This window comes from Streptomyces sp. NRRL S-87 (assembly GCF_000719335.1).
Classification (GTDB): Bacteria; Actinomycetota; Actinomycetes; order Streptomycetales; family Streptomycetaceae; genus Streptomyces.
In genome coordinates this window covers 1-16,918 of sequence record NZ_JOGB01000031.1, presented here as the reverse complement: position 1 = coordinate 16,918, position 16,918 = coordinate 1, and the positions used below count along the sequence as shown (strand labels likewise).

The following is a 16,918-nucleotide window of genomic DNA, read 5'->3' as shown; positions in this document are numbered from 1 at the left end:
CAGGACGTGCAACGGGTGTACGGGCAGGCGTGCCGCCGTCGGATGTCGGCGCCCCGCACCACGGTCCCCGGTGGGTGGCCTCGGGACACCGTGGGCTGGTACGAACGGCCCAGCCCTGCCCTCCACCCGCTGCCGGGGGACCAGAGGCTGCTCAGGGGCGGAGGGCGTCGTCCAGGGTGGCGGCCACGGTGAAGAGGTCGTTGGTCTGGGTGCCGTCCAGGAGGGCGGTGGGGGAGTGGGGGAGCGGGCCGGCCAGGATCAGGTCCGGGCTGGCTGCGGCGGTGATCAGGGTGTGGAGGAGGGTGAGGTCGGCGAAGGTGATGCCGGTGCAGTCCACGACGGTTTGGCCGCTGGTGCGGGCGGCTCGAAGACCAGGGTGAGTTCCTTGGTCTGGTCCGTGTCGAAGTCGCCGACGAGCGTGATGACGCAGACCCCGGTGTCAGTCGTCCGGCTGGTCGCGCTGCCGGCCCGGTCGGCCGGCGCACCCCCGAGGTCTGGCGGACATTCGCGCTTGTCCATCATGAGGGGTGGGGTGCCTTCGGCTGGGTGGCGGGGGCCCCTGTGGTGCGGGCGGGGGACCATCCCAGGCGAGGCGGTGGCCGCTGCCTTCAGCCTGGCACCGTGGCCTGTCGAAGACCAGGCGCGGAGCGTGACCAGCCCGGCATGCAGGGGGACGGCACCCTGCGTCGGGTCGTGGTGGCACCGGGTGCGTACGGCGGGTGGGCTCGGGCAGGCGCGTGGTCCGAGCAGCAGCCGGGACGAGCGCCGAAGGAGGGGAGATGGACCACCCCCACCGACGGCACTGCGATGTCGACGGCGATGGTGCGGCCACGCGGGCCCGCGCGGAGGTCCGCCACTTCCTGGATGAAGCCCTACTCACCGGCCACCTGGTATCAGTGGCCGTACAGGACGCGGCCCTGTTGGTGGCGACCGAGCTGGTGACCAACGCCGTCCGCCACATACCCGGTCCGTGTTCGCTGGAGGTGTCGTGGGCGGGGGACGGGATCGACATCGACGTCAGCGACCCCAGCCCCACCCCGCCCCGATCACGCCCGACGGACCCCGCCACGGGCGCGGTCGGGAGGTACGGCTGGCCGTTGGTGCACCGCCTGGCTTCCCAGGTGGAGGTCCAACCGGCCCGCGAGGGCGGAAAGACCATCCACGTCCACCTGACGGCGCCGCGTGAGACGGGCCTGCGGCCGGGTGGCCCAGGCCGGCCGGTGCGACGCTGGCCACCCGCCCTGCCGCGTGCCTACCGTGGAATGATCCACGAAAGGGGAGCATCACGTGCGCGGTGGCAGCGGGACGGGCAGCCCGGGCATCGAGGTCGAGACCCGCGGCGGCACGGCGGTGGTGCGACCGTACGGCGAGATGGACATAGCCCGGGCCGACGGCTTCCGTCAGGCCGTCTTCGAGGCCCTGACCGGCGAGCCGCGCCTGAGCGACGTCGTCGTGGACCTGCAGCACCTGGTGTTCTGCGACTCCTCGGGTCTGAACGTCCTGCTGGACGCCCGCACCGCGGTCGCCGCGAGTGGGCAGAGCCTGCACCTGGCCGCTCCCCGGCGCCAGATGGTGCACCTGCTGGAGCTGACGGGCACCAAGGAGTTGTTCAGTATCGACCCCGCCCCGCCGTTCTGACCGCTGCCCCCGGCGAACGCTCTGGTTGGCCGCTGCGCCGGCGCCGCGCGCTGCACCGCGCTGGCTGTGCGGCGTCCATGCCGATCACCGGGGCCCGGCACAACCGGTGCCTGTTCGCCCCGAGCGGGGCCACTGAACGCCGCATCCGGCCGGTCTCACGGGTGGTCGGGGCGCTGCTCCGGCGGGGTGGGGCCTCCTGTCTGGGCCTGCTCGTGCTCCTCCTTGCCTGTCTTCTTCGGCTGGGCCGCTTTGAGGTGCCTGCTGTCTTGTGGGGTGGCGGCGCCTTTTCCGCTGCGCCGTGCTTGTGGTTGCTGAGCGTCACCCATGATCCTTTTTCCTCTCGGCTGTGCTGTGGGGTCTTGATGTTGCAGGCGGTCGAGCGGTCCCCACAGACCTTGCTGCTGTTTGATTTCCTGTTCGGCTTCGGCGATCACGCTCTCGTGGATCCATCCGAGAGGCGCCACGTTGCGGACCAAGGGCTCGTTGTCCGGCCCACGGCCGGCTTCGGTACCGTGCAGCAGCCACGGCCTGATGCAGCCGTTTCTGACGCGTGGCAGGTGGGAGTAGTCGAACAGGCGGCGTGCGGCCCACGTGCGCAGCGGCCGTTCCCCCCACCATTCCTCGAGGTCCAGAGGGTTCGCCGACAGCCCCGGCAGTTCCACCCCGGTGAGGTCGTCGCGGCTGGAGGGCGCGGGAAGATCAGCCCGCGGGCCCCTGGACCAGCGCACGTACAGACCCCGCCGCCTGGAGAGGAGACTGGCCAGTTCGTCCAGCGACGAGATCGTCGCAAGGTCCTTCTCGCAGTCGGCCTCCTTCATGCCGGGCGGCTACCCGGCTCCCCACCCTCCACTCCTGCCCGCTGCCACGACCCGGCCGGTGGTGCTGCCAGTGCCCGGGAACGGGCGTCGCCCAGCTGGAGCGGCCCGTCGCGGATGCCCGCGGGCCTTGTCTGCGCTCAACGCGCCCGTATTCAGGAAACGCCTCGGGGCCGGTGACCACGACGCGCACGGCGCAGCGGCCCTGCCGCGCCCCTCGAACGCGCCTGGGGGCGCCGCAGGCGGGACCCTCCGGCGCTGGTGACTTCGGCGAACACGGCGCGGGCCGGTGCGCTGTCTGGGCCGGTCAGTGGCTCTGGCCGGTGTGGGTGAGGGCGGTCTGCAGGTGGCGGACGGCGAGGGGGCGGCTGGCGGGGTGGTCCGGCACGGGGTGCCGTACGCGGGCTCGGGCCAGGGGTGCGCCTGCCGCCGGCACGACTGCGGGTGCCTAGTGCCGCACCAGAGGACCTTCGCCCTGTTTTTCGGTGAGAAGATCACTGGCACGTGCCTTGACTGACGGTCTCGGATCGAACGGGGCGGGGAGACATCGCGAGTGGCCGAGGATGAGCCTTGGACGGGTGACGATCAAGATCACAACAATCGGTGTCATGCGCGCTGGCGAGCGTCGTTGAACCGCTCGACGGCCCAGTCCGAGTACCGGGACGAGTGGTATGACGCCCAGTGCGGTGGATGCCTCTTCTGGATCGCGTTGAGCGGGCAGCTCGGCCAGGACTACGGGGCGTGCAGCAACCCGGGCTCGCCATTCGATGGGCGAGTGCGGTTCGAGCACGACGGCTGCGAGAACTTCGCCGGTCGCGCCGACGGCTCGTTCGGGTAGCGGCCGTTCAGGCGACGTTGGCTCTGGCCACGACCCTGCGGAGGCGCTCATCGGCGGCGTGCTTGTTCCGCCAGATGATGTAGCGGCGGATCATGCTGCCCCGGGCCTTGTGACTGGGGTGGCCGGTGCCGTCGAGGGCGAAGTAACGGAGGGCGGTGAACTGGGCCTCGATCCGGTTGAGCCAGGAACTGTTGGTCGGGGTGTAGGCGATCTCCACGTTGTTCGCCGCCGCCCAGGTCCCGACCCGCTGGCACCGCTTGGTGGTCAGGTGGGGTGAGTAGTTGTCGCAGGTGATCGCGATGCGCACGTCCAGCGGGTGCAGCGATCGCAGGTAGCGGCAGAACTCCAGGAACTTCGACCGGTTCTTCGTCTTCTTGATGTGCCCGTGGAGCTGGTCCTTGGCCAGGTCGTAGGCGGCGAACAGGTGCCGGACCCCGTGCGGGCGGGTGTAGGTCGCTCGCCTGCGGGGCCGGGGCTCGCGGTCGGGGTCCTTGTGCCGGCCGCCGCGTTCGGCCCACTGCCTTCCGGGGTGGGGCTGGAGGTTGAGCGGCCCGAACTCGTCAAGGCAGAAGACGACTCGGGCTCGCCATCCTCGGGTATGACCTCACCGTCGGCGATCGCGTAGAGGTGCTCGACCCGGGCCTTCTTCGTCGCGTAGTCGGGGTCGCGGGAGTTCTTCCAGGTCTTCACCCGTTGAAAGGAGACGCCCTCCTCGCGGAGCAGGATGCGCAGGCCCTCGTGGCTGATGTCGTCGACCACCCCCTCGGCGACCAGGAAGTCCGCCAGTTTCGCCAGGCTCCAGGTCGAAACCGGCAGGCCGTGCTCGGCCGGCTTGGACTTCGCGGTCTTCTTGATCTCACGGCGCTCGGGCAGGTTGAACGTCCTGGGCCGGCCGCCCTTGCACTTCGGGTAGAGCGATTCGTAGAAGAGCGCATGACGGGAATCGAAGCCGTCTCAGGCCTGGGAATCTACGGCGCGGAATGCGTTCACACCGCCCTTCACCTGCGTACACGGTGTCCGGCGAGCATGTCTCGGAGGCCCTCCGGGGTCCGGTGGGCGCGGGCGGCGGCCGGTTGGTCTCAAAGGCTTCGTCGGCGGTTGCCCCAGACGAGGCCCACCTCTTCGAGCTCGTCGGCCCCTGCGACCACGGCGGCCTCGGGTCACCTGGTGAGGGGCCCGCCTGCCTTTTGGTTGACCTCGGCAGTGACCCGCAGCTTCGCGGTACCCGGACCCGCGCATGCTCCGGACCATCGGGGCGTGCGCGGGGCAGGGATCAGCCCGCCTGACCGACGGGGCCCAAGAGGTAGTTGCCCGGGGCGTTCGGGTCGGTGCTGAGGTAGAAGTCGACGCTGGTGGCACGGTACTCGTGGCGGCTGATGTCGCCGTCACCGTTCAGGTCGACCCGCTCGAACGCCGACCGACCCGGACAGTTCCTCGGGAACGCCGAGCGCCCGGTAGAGCGCCACGTACTCCGCACGGCTCAGGACACCGTCCACGTTGGTGTCGGCCGCGTTGATGACCGCGTCCGCGATTTCCATCACCGCGCTCTGGAAGTTCGCCGGAGCGGTGACGCTGTCCGCCGTCGCCACGATGAACTCCCCTCGCGAGCCCCGCCCATCACCGTCGCTGTCGGCGTACTTGAGCAGCAACTGCCACCACTGCCCAAACGCGGTGCGGATCGCGTTGCGGTTGGCCAGGTCCTCCTGCGGCGCCACTTGGGCGAAAACCGCCGCGGTTGCCTGCAGGTCCTGCTCGGTCAGGTGTCCGTTCAGGTCCTGGTCGAACCAGTCGAACAGGAGGCTGGACTTCTGGTTTTTCATCGTGCTGTTCATCGCGTCGTCCTCAAGCCTGCGGTCCCACCGACCGGCTCGGCGCGCGGTGTCTGGCTAGAACGGTAGAGGCCACCGGCTGACGACACGGGTTGCTTCGCCAGCAGCCATCACTTCGGGTGACGATCGGAGTTTGCAGCTGCTGACGACGTGGCCGGCGAGGACCAGGTGTCCGGCAGGTCCACCGACGCCGACGCCGATGTGCTGGCCGAGCGGTTCCGGTCGGGGTCGGGCGGCCTGCGGGTAACGCTTGCGTGGCCGGCCCGGGTGTGGGGCACCGCGGAGGGGTCGGCGGGCGGGGTGGTCCGTCTTGGGGTGCCGTACGCCGGGCCAGGGCCAGAGTGCGCGTGTGGTTGGCCGGGGATGAGCGCGGCCAGGCGGTACGTCGCCGTGGTCAGCGTCCGTAGCGCGCAGCTCAGTGCGCCCGACCTCAGGCGGTTCTGGCTTGTCCCCGCTGAACCTGGATCAGTAGACGCTGCTGCGCGGGGTCCGTCATCAACGCGCTCGCCGTTGTGCGTCACCGTCACCGTCACCGTGGCGGGGGCAGTGCCCGACCCATGCCGCGCTGCAGGCTGCGGAGCAGTACCCGGCCTCGCACCGGCTGCCTCCTGGCTCGCTGGCCGCGAAGCTGTAGCCGGTCGGGCTGTTGGGGTTGGGTTGGGGTGGCATCGGGGTGAGTGGCCGTTTCACCGCCGGGGGGTGGTTCGTTGCCCCGGTCATGAAGAAGATCATCACTGCTGCCGCGCTGGTTCTGGCCACCGTCGGCGCCGCGACGCCTGCCCATGCCGCTGACAGCGACTTCGGGGGCGGGCTTGCCTCGGGTGTCTGGAACTTCAGCTCCGCGGCCGTCTGCCTGGTTGAGGCCGCGATCGTGCCCGTCCTCAGCGGCGGCGCCGGCTACGTGGGTGACCGCGACAACAGCTGTTCTGCCGGGAACGTCATCAACCCGACCAAGTAGCCCCCCGGAGCAACTGACTATGGCCCCGGTCCGAGTGCGCGCCGGGGCGCACTCGGACCGGGGCGGGCAGGCGCTTGGATTCAAGGCCGTGTCGCGGTCAGTGCTCCAGGCGATGCGATGACGTGGCGGGCCTGGAGTATTGGAAGGACCTTGGTGGCGCCTGGGCCGTGGGGACGTGGAGGAGTGGGGATGGGTCAGTACGACACCAACGGGGAGACCAGCTACCGGGAGGTTACGGTGTTCTCCTTCTTCGAGCACGACCGGGGGCAACGTCACCTCGCCACGCGGTCGGTGGTGGCGCAGGGCCAGTACCTGACCGACTGGCAGGGGAGGTCAACCGCGCCGTCAAGGAGACCGTCCTTCCACACCGACGCCGTCCTCGCCGTGCCGACCAAGACGAGCGAGGTCCGCTTCTTCGAACTCGACAACGGCACCATGTCCCAGGCCCGCCTCGCGAAGGAGGTCTGGGACTACGAGCGCTACGCCGGGCATCGCGTCTGGGAGGGAGTCCGCGGCACCATCGGCGGGACGTACCCGTTCTGGCAGCGCCACCGCTACACCCGCTCGGAGACCTTCCCGCGGCTGCACGTTGTCCTGGCAGGCAAGGCCGAACACCTCCTCGACAACCGCCTCCAGGCGCTCAGCGCCGCCGTGCAGGGCATCACCATCGCGGTGTGGGCCAACACCCTGCCCAACACCGGCGCCGCTCCCGCTACCCCGAAGTCGGCCCGGTACTCACGGCCACCTTGTGGTGGCCGGACTGCCGCAACTTGCGGATGATGTCGGCCCGAAGACCGGATGGCGGGAGAAGGTTCACCGCATTCGTATCAAAGATGATCAACCGTGCCTCCGTGGCGTCCACCGGGCATCATCTCGTGCAGCTCGGCACCGGCTGTAGGCCGCACCTGGCTCAGGGGGGTGTACCGGAGGGAGGCTGGAGGGTTGTCTGCACGGTTGCACTAGGCGGGGGACCGGAGGTGTGACCGGGAGCGGGACCCTCCGAATCTGATGATCTTGCATTCGTGCAGGTCAGATGCGGTGGGCAAGCCTCTTTCGGAAAACGAGACCTCGTACCCACGCGATAGCCGTGGGAAGAGGTCTGTTCCGTGTACCGGGGGCCGGGCGGCGCCGCAGGGGTACATGCACGGGTATGGCTCGTGAACGGATCCGGTGGCCCCTCATCGTGGACCGTGCCCGGGAGATCGTGGACGGGCCGCCGCTCCCAGTCCTACGCCGACGTCGTCCGCGACGTGCCTCGGGAGAGGACATCGAGCGGGACTGGCCCCCGCACGGGGTGCTGGAGCTTGGTGACCCGGGTGCTGCTCACCCATGAGCAGGTCCGCGCGACAGCAGGCACGGCGCATGTGGCGGAGGCGTCAGCGCAGATAACGGCGGGCGGTGCCGATGCCGTGGTCCGTTGCTGTCGACATTCCGCCGAGCTGCTGGATGGTGCCGTGCTGGGCGCGCAGCAGGAGGCGGGCAGTCGACGGTTGTCGGGTGCGGGGGATGAGGTGGGTGTCGCTGCGGGCGACCAGCGATGCGACGAGCCGGACGGGCGGCACGGCGAAGGGGTCGTTGAAGTCGGTGAGGATGATCGCGTTCTGGCCGTCGGCGCGGAAGCGGCGGAACAGGCCGACGGCGAGGAGCGGCGACTGGAAGGCGTTGCCCAGCGTGATGCGGCCGGGGAAGCAGTCGACGTGCTGGCTCCGCGCCCGTTTGCTGGGGTCGAGGCCGTTCAGGGCCCGGTTGCAGAGGGGCAGGAACATGCGGCACAGCCGGTTGTCGATGGGCACGCTGTAGTGCGGGCGCCCCGGGCTGGTGTCCGGCAGGCCATCACTGTCGCGGCGTTCCAGGAAGCGTACGAGGGCCAGGTTTGGCTGACGGTGGTCGAAGACCTGGAGGATCCCCCACATGGAGTGCCCCGGGTTGCGGTGTGCGGGGCCTAGCCGAGCTTCGAGGCTGAAGGCCTCGGAGCCCCTCTGGCCGGTCCACGCGGCGTAGCCGCCGTCGGGGACGCGGTAGTGCTCGACGTGCGCATCGAGCGAGGACAGGTCTTTCGCTGCGGCGGTGAGGGCTTCCTCGACCCTCTCTGCCGTGTGGGCGGGCCACGTCCCATTGACGGGCATGGGTACACCACCTTTGGTGTGAGCCGGCAGCTTCGGGCCGGGAGTCAGTGGGTCGGGAAGGGACGCAGTCCGTGGCGGTCGCCGGCGCGCGAGGTCGACGGGGTGTCGGTGAAGCGCTGTCCGATCAGGTAGCGGGGGGTGCGGTTGCTCCAGTGGTTGACCCCGCCGGTGAACTTCCGCAGCCCGTCGGCGTAGCGGTGGACCTGAGCGCGTTCTCCTGCGGGCAGGCCGGAGCCTTCGATGAGGTCGGAGGCCACTTCGAGGTCGTCGGCCGCCGCGGCGGCCATTTCGGCGATCTCGTCGAGGGTCTCCTGCACTGGAAGGTCCAGTTCGCGGGCGAGGAGGCGCACGAAGGATCCCTCGGTGCGGCCGGCGAGGTACTCCTTGGTGAACGAGCCGGCGTCGTTGTAGAGGAGGGAGTAGTCGCTGCAGCAGTTCTCCGCGTGCACGACCAGCGGGTGCTGGTGGAGGTCGTCGGAGAAATCGACGCGGGAGATCCAGGCGATGAGGGCGAAATAGACCGGCATCGCTGCGGAAGTGCGGCGATTGGCGATGTAGTCGGCGGTGGAGGAGAAGGACGCCTGTCCTTCTCTGGGCTGTACTTCCTTGCGTGATGAGGCGCCGTACAGATGCATGGCGTGCAGGAACCTTTCGGCATGCCGGTCGTCCATGCCGTGGGCGCGCATGCGGGCAAAGGAGTCGTCGAAGGCTGCGAGTTCGGTGCTGCCGAGGGACTCGAGGACCGAGCACGCGCTCAGGCTCGCGGCCGTACTGGATTTGCGGTCCATGAGGTCGTCGAGCCAGACCGCCCAGTGGTGGAAGTCGGCCAGGGCCCGCAACTGGGCGGGATCGGCATCGGGGTAGACCCAGGAGACGAACCCTCCGACGTCCTCGCGGAGCAGGCGTTCGTACTCGGACCGCTCCATGGGCACCGTCTCGCCGAGCCAGCGGGCGCTGTCGCGGATCGCGGTGGTGTGGAAGTAGTTCCGCTGCACGGGGAAGGGCCTGGTGCGGGTGGTGAGGTCGTGCCGGGGCGTCGTCAGATCGGCCAGCAGCATGCCGTCCCACAGCCGGAGCGGCCCGGCCGCTTCCGCGTAGGGGAGGCGCGACGGAGCGGTGTCGTACGGGGACGGCGAACGCATGGGGCAGCCCTTCGTCGGAGGAACGGGAACCGGACGGCTCGATCGGCTGCCGCTGTCAGGTGCGTGAGAGGACCCGCATCCGCAGGCCGCCGGGCATGAGCGTGGCATGGACCGCGGCGCGCGGGACGCGGTCGGTGACGGGCGCGAACCGCCATCCGGCGGTCATGACGGCGAGTGAGAGGACGGCCTGGATGTGGGCGAAGCGGTCCCCGATGCACTTGCGGGCTCCGGCGCCGAAAGGGATGTACGCGGTGCGGTCGGGCTTGCGGCCCTCCCACCTGTCGGGGTCGAAGCGGTCGGGGTCGGGGTAGAGGTCAGGCCGCCGGTGGATGAGGTAGGCGCTGTAGCCGAGCGTCGTTCCGGCGGGCAGCCGTACGCCGCCCAGGTCGGCGTCACGGCTCGCGGTGCGGGTCAGGAACCAGGCCGGCGGGTACATCCGTAGGGCTTCCGTGGTCGCGTGGTCGGCCGAGGTCAGCACGGGCAGCAGGTCGTAAGACGGCGGCCGGCCGCCGAGCGCGTCGACGGTCTGGGCGTGGAGGCGCTCTTGGAGGGCCGGGGCCCGTCCCAGCTCGTACACGATCCACGCCAGCAGGTTCGCCGTGGTCTCCGCGCCAGCGAGGAAGAAGGTGAGGACCTGCTCGGCGACCTCGGTGTCGCTCAGAGCGGCAGGACCGGAGGCCGTCTCGCTTTCCTCGTCCTGGCTGCTCAGTAGTACCGACAGCAGTCCGCCGTGGTCGGCGAGGTCGGCACGGCGACTGGTGATCGCCTCGGCGACCGTGGTGCGCAGCCGGGCCTGGGAGGCGTTGTAACGCCGGTTGCCGGGGGTCGGTATCCGGCTGAGGCGGGGCGGGGTGAGCATGCGGCGGAAGATCCCGCCGGTGGCGACCGCGAGGTCGTCCACCACCTGGCGGTCCAGCTCCGCCGACAGCTGGGTGGCGAACATGGCCTTGACCATGGCCCGCATCGTGAGGGTGACCATAGCGTCGTTGACGTCGATCACCTCCCCGTCGCGCCACGAGGAGACAAGCTCCACGGCGGAGGCCACCATCGCCTCCGTGTAGGCGGGGAAGCGCACCTCGTGGAAGGCCGGCTGGCACAGGCGGCGCTGGCGTCGGTGCAGCCTGTGCGGACAGGTCACCAGTCCGTCGCCCGAAGCCTCCCGCGCCCGCTCGTAGAACGGACCGCCCTTGTCGAACGTCCGGTCGTCCAGCAGCATCGCCCGGGTCAGTTCGGGGCCGCACGTCATGACCACGTCCTGCGGACCCAGCCGGATACGCACCAACTCGCCGTAAGCCGGGAGCGAGGACAGGAATCCGAACGGGTCCCGGGCCAGAGCCAGGCCGTGGCCGAGGACCGGCAGCGCCCCACCGGCCAGGGGGACACCACCCTTGACGGATGCGGTGCTCATCGTGCCCTCCCCATGCGACGGCGGCAGGCACCACAGGCGCCTGTCCTGCGTGCCAGCGGCGGGCGAGGAGTCGGGTGCGAGCGGGTCATGGGGCGTCGATCTCCGATCCGGATGAGGGACGTGTCGGTCCGCCGATGGGCGGCTTCGAGTGCCGCAACGCTGCCCACCAGTCGCGAAACCGCAACCGAGCGTGGGCGGTGCCGCCGCATGGGACCGTCTCGGGCGCGGTCGGCCGGCCTCCCGCCGCCGAAGGCGCTCGCGCACCCCGCATCAGGAGGTCCTGACGGACAAGGTCTGGACGAAGTCCTTCAGCCGCTCGGCCACAAGGCGCGGCAAAGGGACGTCTTGAAGCGCCTGGACGGCCTCCCGTGACCGGCTCGCGACCTGTTGTTCCACCGCTTCCTGCGCACCGGTGCTGCGCAGCACTTCCCGTAGGCGTTCCGCTCCGTTCTCGTCCAGGCCTGGGTCGCCGACGTACCGGCGGAGCACTCGCAGGTGGGCGGGGTCGGCGGTGCGGTAGGCCAGGCTGAGGAGCAGGGTGTGCTTCCCCTCCCGCAGGTCGTCGAGGTTAGGCTTTCCCGTGACGTCAGGCCGGCCGAACACGCCCAGCAGGTCGTCGCGGAGCTGGAAGGCTTCCCCGGCGGCACGGCCGTAGGCCGTGAGGGCGCCGAGGAGGCCACTGTCGGCACCGGCGAGTTCGGCCCCGAGCAGCAGGGGGTGCTCGAAGGTGTAGCCGGCGGTCTTGAGGCGGACGACCTTCAGCGGTGTGGTGGTGCCCGGGCCCGGCCGGCCCGTCGAGACGAGGTCGAGGTACTGCCCGTACATCACCTCCGTGCGCATCCTGTCCGTCCGTGCCAGTGCCGCGAGGAGCCGACGGGAAGGCAGGCGGGCGGAGTGGAGGAGTTCACCCGCCCAGGCGAGAGCCACGTCCCCCACGAGGAGAGCCCCTGCACCGCCGAGCCGATCCGCTTCCTCATGGGTACGCCCCGTGTGGCGGTAGAGGGCCGCCAGGGCGCGGTGGACGGTGGGTCTGCCACGGCGCAGGTCGGAGCGGTCCATCAAGTCGTCGTGGATCAAGGCGAAGGCGTGGAACATCTCCAGGCTGGCCGCCACCTGGACGACCGTGCCCCGTGTGACGCCTCCGCCTGCGGCCTGCCAGCCCAGCACACACAACGTGGGCCGGACCCGTTTCCCTCCACTTCGGAGGAAATCCCGCAGCACCCGGACAACCTCCGCCGGCAGGCCGTCGGCGGCAGCGGCCGCCGACTTCTCCCGCAGGAACGCGTCCAACAGGGCGTCGACCGCGGCAGGCACTCCGTCCGCAGATGCTTGTCCTGGCACCGCGGCCACAGCTGGCACGGTTGATAAACCCGGCGAGACCACGACCTTCAGCCCCTTTCTGTCCGCTCACCCAGCCGCGATGTCAGCGACCTGTGCCGAACCTGCCCGGCCGGCGTGAAACACCAAACCGAGGGCGCACGTCGAACCGAAGCGCCGGGGGCACACGGCACACAGACCCGCGCACTGCACATGCGCTGGCCATGTGCACGCGCCCTCTGCTCCCATCTGTGCCCCCACATGGCACTTGCATCGCCCTTGCCGGATGGGACGGACCTAGGTACGGGCGAGGACGATGCGTGACGGAGTGAGGTGCGGTCTTCCGCGGCAGATTCAGGGCATGTCCATGGGTAGCCTCTGGCCGAGGACTGCGTGCCGAGGCGGCACCATGCCGCCAGGTGCTGGCCGTGGTCCTGCTCGCCTCTTGCGGCGCCAAGACCATCAAGACCGGCGTCTACTGGCACAAGCCCCCGAGGTCTCATGCTCTCCGGCTTTTGCGCCGAACTGTCTCATGCCCAGTCGATGCCTAGCTCCTGGAGTGCGCCCAGCTGCTTCTGGTCGAGGTTGTTGTGTCGGGTTTTGGTGTTGGTGATCCATACGCCCAGTTTCACCACTACTGGCTCCGCTTCGCCTTCGACCGTGATCTCTTCGCCGTGGGTGCGTGGGACGGGTCGGTGGGGGCCTTCCCGTTCTACCCACTGGGTGAGGGCTGTCAGGCCGCGCTGGAACGCCTGATGCGCCTTGCCCGCCCCCTTCGCGCCACGACCGGCCACGGGGGCGGGAGGGGGCGTCTGGTCGGGTTGTACGCCCAGCGCGGTCAGCCTTGCCTGTTGCTCGGGCAGGAGCCGTGCCCAGGTGGCTGGCTGTTTCTGCTGCTGGAGCCAGCGTCCGATGTCGTCGCCGTCCCACAGCACGCCGGGGGCGATGTCGGGCAGTTGTCCGTCGGCGTCGACGAGGTCGGCCAGGACGCGGTAGTGGCGTTGCCAGTCGAGTGGCCAGGGGCAGTTCCAGTCCTTGTCGATCGCGGTCAGCTGCGCCGCGCGTTCCGCGGCCCGGTCCGGGTCCTTGCCTAGGCCGTTCTTGGGGCCCTTGCGGCGGAGGTTGGCCATGTGCTGGCCGATGGGGACCATCTGGTCGTCTTCGCCCCATTTGGCGTCCTGTCGGGGTGCGAGGTGGCCGGTCGCCCGCCGGAACGAGCGGAGCGCGGCGAGCTTGGCCTCCCACGCCTCTTCACCGGGTTCCCAGACCATGCCGGCCTGGGGGGCGTCCAGCAGCGTCTTGCGCCGGTCTTCGAGTTCCCCGGTGCGTAGGGCTTTGCGCTGTTGGTGGACCCAGCGGCCGAGGGGGAACGTCTTGGTGATGCCGACCTCGGTCTCGGTGTCGTAGGGGACGGAGTGCAGGCCGGTGATGTCGTTCTCGGCCCGCCACCGCAGCAGGGCTTGGTAGCCCTGCAGCCAGACCAGGGATTCGGGTCGGTAGACGCGGGTGCGCAGGAACGCGGTGATGGTGGCGGCGTCCCGGGGCGAGGAGAAGTGCAGCAGCGCCGATTCGGCGGCCGCGTCGGTGTCGTCTTGCTGGTCCTCGCTCTCCCTGCCGGCGCCGATGATCTGTCCGTTCTCGTCGCGCCGGATATGGACCTTGCGCTTGCCGCTCGTCAGGGCGCGGGAGGCGAGCTGCTCGACGAGGCGTTCATCGTGACTGCGGAGGCCCTGGAGGACCGCTGCAAGGGGGCGGAAGCTGGCGCTGGCGACCATGTCGGTCGGGTCCTCGCCGGGCTCTAGGAAGACCGGCACGATGATCCGGGCGACCTTTGTGGAGCCGTCGGGGTTGAGGCGGAGGGCGCGGCCGATGTTCTGGACGATCTCGACTTGGGAGCCGCGGGTGTCGGCGAAGCAGATGGCCTCGACCCCGCGCTCGCCGGTGATGTCGACGCCCTCGCCAAGGACACGGACGGACGCGAGGAATGCGCGGTGTACGCGCCGGTTGTTGGCGTCGATGCCGTTGGCGAACTGGCGCAGGACCTCGCGGCGCTCGGTGACGAGGTGGTCTCCGCACAGCCACGCTGACCACACCCGGTCCGGCGGGACGTGGCGGCCGGCTTCCAGCTCGTAGAACTCCGCCTCGATCGACGACGCGGGGAGCTGCTCCGCGGCCGCCAGATCGGCGTCGGAGGCGTCGGTGACGTACAGCTCGGCGGCGGTCTCGGGCAGCTTCTCCGCGAACGCGGCGGCCTCCTCGACCTTCTGGTGGAAGGTCATGACCGTACGCAGGTTGTACGCCGCGGCGTGCTCCAGGAGCGCCGTCTGCAGCAGCGCCAGGCGCCGGCCCCGCTGCGCTTCCTCGGACTCGCCCAGGACGGGGGAGGGGTCGCGGATCTCCAGGACGTCGATCTCGAACCCGGCGAGGATCCCCCGCTCGATCGCTTCCGACAGCCCCAACTCGGCCAGCCAGGCGCCGTAGGTGCCGTCCGGGTCATCGGCCATGCTCGCGATCTCCGGCTCCTGGCCCGCCGCGCCCTTCTGAGGCGCGGCGGCGGCCAGGATGCGCGGGGTCGCGGTCAGGTAGAGCCGGAAGTCCGCCGGGATCCGGGTGTTGTCGTGGATGGCGGCCCAGGGGCGTCCGAGGTCACCGGCGGTGCCGTGCGCCTCGTCGACGATGGCGAGGTCGAAGCCCGCCATCTGCTGCCCGTAGAGCCGCTCCCCGCCCGCCAGAGCGGCCTCCAACGGCCCGCGGACCTTCCGCTGGCCCTCGGGTGCGTCGAGGTCCTCGCGGTCCACCAGGGAGGCGTACGTGGCGAACACGACGACCGGCCCGCGCCCGGCCCAAAGCGCGAGCTGGATCGGGTTGGTGGTGGTGCGCACCCCGAGCTCGTTAAGGACCGGGTCGTTCTCCAGCGAGCAGACGGCGACCATCGGGGCCCGGTGGCCAACCAGGCGCCAAGCCTGGGCGGTCTGCGCGAGGAGGTCCAGGGTGGGGACGGTGACGAGGATCCGGCCGCCCGGGAAGCACTCCAGCGCACTCGCGGCGGCCGTGATCGTCTTGCCCGAGCCGGTCGCGGACACGATCGTCCCCCGGGCCCCCTGCGGGGGCACAGATAGCTTTGCAGGAAATCCGACCCACTTTCGAAACGCGGATTTCTGGGCCAGCTGGTGTTCTCGGAGCTGGATCAAAAGAATTCCCCCGGTTCGGGAAGGACCTGCTCGACGGAAATGATCCGGTACTCGCGGTCCTGGCAGATACCCCCGGGCCGGCCGAACATGGCCCGGGCGTGCTCGACGGCCGCGCCGGTAGAGGCTGCGAAGATGTGGCGGACCAGGGCTTCTTCGCCCGCGGGGGCCGTGGTCGGTCGGGCGGTGATCCGGTAGATGCGATGCCGCCGTACTTCCACCGGCAGCCCGCCATCGGACTGTTGGCTCCAGGCAGCCTCGACAGCCTTACGCTGCGCACGCTGCTCTTCCCGGCGGGCGACTCGACGGTCCTCGTCAGGGGAGTACACGGCCATCCGCTGCTGCGTCATGAGGTGCTCGGTCCGGGCCCATTCGAGTCTCTGACACGAGGCGATGTCCAGCTCGGACGGCTTCCGCGGCTCCTGGGGTGCAGCGCGCGCCAGGTCCTCGCGATCCTGGGCAGCCCGGAGCTGTTCCTCCACCTCACTCAGAGTGAGTCCGGTGGCCCGCCTGACCACGGTAGACCACGCCAATTCATCCGGATGGTATTCGTAGACAGGCATCCGCGAAACCTCACTCGATGCACCTGGAGGATGTGGTGCTATTTCTCCAATGGTACATGCTGCATCATGCTAGGGTCGGCGTCCGAGCACACGACTGACGACCAGCAGCGGGAAGTGGAGGAGACGCCAGTGGTCGAGAACCCTTGGACGCCCGCCCACCAGGCGGTCGAGTCCAGCGACTATGCCAAGCTGACCCGCCTCCTCGACGAAGGCGCGGACGTCAACGAGGTGTGCTGCGGGATGACCCTGCTCGAGCATGCCATTGACCTGGAAGGGGACGCGGCACTTCAATCGGGGACCCCCATCGACAGTCGGCTCACGGCGATCCTTCTGGCCTACGGGGCCAATCCGAGACCGCAACCCCCGGGGCGGATGAGCGCGGTGGACCTGGCCGACTTCTACGGTCACGACATCGCCTACCGCCTGATAGACCGGATCACCCCCGCTGCCGCCAGCTGCCCGCGAAGCGGGCTGCGGTCCTGGAGGCGAAGCCGGAAGGACTGAAAGGGCGGGAGCGAAGCGGACGCCCAACCGGCCGAAGGCCCGGACCCCGCGAAACGGGGTCACCCAGGCCCGCGCAGCGGGCCGTTCGGGACGGAGCGAAGCGGAGACCCGAACCGCCCGAAGCGCAGGACTCCGCCCCTTCGGGCCGGAGTCCTGCTGCCAGCATCAGCCTGGCGAAGCCAGGCAGCTCCTGGAGCGAAGCGGAAGGAGCCAGGCCCGAAGGGCCCACGCCCGGAGCGAAGCGCAGGGCGCACCGGCCCCGAAGGGGCCGGCCTCCGAGCGAAGCGAGGAGGCTTCCCTGCCAAGCGCGCAGCGCTTGGGGGGCGTGTCCGTACCCCGCGCCTCGGCCGGACCCGAACGAGGCGCGGGGTGCTGCTGCCAGCGCCCGCGAAGCGGGCTGGTCCTGGAGGCGAAGCCGGAAGGGCCCGGGCGGGGGAGCGAAGCGGACCAGCCCAACGGGCCGAGGGCCCGGACCCCGTGAAACGGGGTCACCCCGGCCTGCTTCGCAGACCGTTCGGCTGGAGCGAAGCGCAAGCCGAACAAGGCCCGAAGCGAAGCGCAGGGCCTCCGGCCCGAAGGGCCGGCTCTAGCT

The 16,918-nt window shown here is 70.1% G+C and carries 14 protein-coding genes and 2 pseudogenes; 6 read left to right on the top strand and 10 right to left on the bottom strand.

The features are described from left to right. Window positions 1-151: 151 nt before the first annotated feature. The gene (locus IF43_RS0120585) at window positions 152-337 is read right to left on the bottom strand and encodes a hypothetical protein (protein WP_030202576.1); all 186 of its coding nucleotides are present in this window, start codon (window positions 335-337) and stop codon (window positions 152-154) included. A gap of 442 nt (window positions 338-779) precedes the next feature. Between IF43_RS0120585 and IF43_RS43730 the strand changes: the two are divergent. Together IF43_RS43730 and IF43_RS0120580 are read left to right on the top strand one after the other, a co-directional pair. Further along, window positions 780-1,103: pseudogene (locus IF43_RS43730) on the top strand (ATP-binding protein); the annotation flags it as partial. A gap of 184 nt (window positions 1,104-1,287) precedes the next feature. After that, a complete protein-coding gene (locus tag IF43_RS0120580) occupies window positions 1,288-1,638 on the top strand; it encodes an STAS domain-containing protein (RefSeq protein WP_030202574.1) in 351 nt (116 codons plus the stop codon). 155 nt (window positions 1,639-1,793) lie between these two features. On the opposite strand, the gene IF43_RS0120575 is transcribed toward IF43_RS0120580, so the two are convergent. Next, window positions 1,794-2,456, bottom strand: a complete 663-nt coding sequence (locus IF43_RS0120575) for a DUF6098 family protein (RefSeq protein ID WP_063753374.1) — start codon at window positions 2,454-2,456, stop codon at window positions 1,794-1,796. Window positions 2,457-3,006: 550 nt separating this feature from the next. On the opposite strand from IF43_RS0120575, the gene IF43_RS0120565 reads away from it, so the two are divergent. After that, window positions 3,007-3,291, top strand: coding sequence for a DUF3027 domain-containing protein (locus IF43_RS0120565; protein ID WP_078910314.1), 285 nt, complete (start codon window positions 3,007-3,009; stop codon window positions 3,289-3,291). A 7-nt stretch (window positions 3,292-3,298) separates the two neighbouring features. Here the strand turns inward: IF43_RS0120565 and IF43_RS43725 are convergent. Both IF43_RS43725 and IF43_RS0120555 read right to left on the bottom strand, forming a co-directional pair. Beyond that, window positions 3,299-4,209: pseudogene (locus tag IF43_RS43725) on the bottom strand (IS630 family transposase); the annotation flags it as partial. A gap of 467 nt (window positions 4,210-4,676) precedes the next feature. Then, complete coding sequence (locus IF43_RS0120555) at window positions 4,677-5,123, bottom strand: EF-hand domain-containing protein (RefSeq protein WP_030202565.1); 447 nt, start codon at window positions 5,121-5,123, stop codon at window positions 4,677-4,679. A 715-nt stretch (window positions 5,124-5,838) separates the two neighbouring features. Here IF43_RS0120555 and IF43_RS0120550 point away from each other — a divergent pair. Next, entirely contained in the window at window positions 5,839-6,078 is a 240-nt protein-coding gene (locus IF43_RS0120550) for a hypothetical protein (RefSeq protein ID WP_030202559.1), read from the top strand. A gap of 189 nt (window positions 6,079-6,267) precedes the next feature. After that, entirely contained in the window at window positions 6,268-6,858 is a 591-nt protein-coding gene (locus tag IF43_RS39640) for a replication-relaxation family protein (protein ID WP_078910313.1), read from the top strand. 596 nt (window positions 6,859-7,454) lie between these two features. Here the strand turns inward: IF43_RS39640 and IF43_RS0120540 are convergent. From IF43_RS0120540 to IF43_RS0120515, 6 genes are all read right to left on the bottom strand, one after another. Further along, window positions 7,455-8,204 (bottom strand): hypothetical protein, encoded by a 750-nt coding sequence (locus IF43_RS0120540; RefSeq protein ID WP_030202547.1) that lies wholly within the window; start codon window positions 8,202-8,204, stop codon window positions 7,455-7,457. Between the two features lie 44 nt (window positions 8,205-8,248). Beyond that, on the bottom strand, window positions 8,249-9,346 hold the full coding sequence (locus tag IF43_RS0120535; RefSeq protein ID WP_030202543.1) for a hypothetical protein: 1,098 nt from the start codon (window positions 9,344-9,346) through the stop codon (window positions 8,249-8,251). Between the two features lie 55 nt (window positions 9,347-9,401). Beyond that, entirely contained in the window at window positions 9,402-10,754 is a 1,353-nt protein-coding gene (locus tag IF43_RS0120530; RefSeq protein ID WP_030202540.1) for a cytochrome P450, read from the bottom strand. A gap of 270 nt (window positions 10,755-11,024) precedes the next feature. Then, window positions 11,025-11,975, bottom strand: a complete 951-nt coding sequence (locus IF43_RS0120525) for a polyprenyl synthetase family protein (RefSeq protein ID WP_267884796.1) — start codon at window positions 11,973-11,975, stop codon at window positions 11,025-11,027. 626 nt (window positions 11,976-12,601) lie between these two features. Further along, the gene (locus tag IF43_RS0120520) at window positions 12,602-15,262 is read right to left on the bottom strand and encodes a DEAD/DEAH box helicase (protein ID WP_030202532.1); all 2,661 of its coding nucleotides are present in this window, start codon (window positions 15,260-15,262) and stop codon (window positions 12,602-12,604) included. Then, window positions 15,259-15,822, bottom strand: coding sequence for a hypothetical protein (locus IF43_RS0120515; RefSeq protein ID WP_030202529.1), 564 nt, complete (start codon window positions 15,820-15,822; stop codon window positions 15,259-15,261). The genes IF43_RS0120520 and IF43_RS0120515 overlap by 4 nt, the downstream gene beginning before the upstream one ends. Before the next feature lie 129 nt (window positions 15,823-15,951). On the opposite strand from IF43_RS0120515, the gene IF43_RS0120510 reads away from it, so the two are divergent. Next, window positions 15,952-16,326 carry an ankyrin repeat domain-containing protein gene (locus IF43_RS0120510; RefSeq protein WP_107048549.1) on the top strand — a complete coding sequence of 125 codons (375 nt, stop codon included), beginning with the start codon at window positions 15,952-15,954 and terminating at the stop codon, window positions 16,324-16,326. Window positions 16,327-16,918 lie beyond the last annotated feature (592 nt).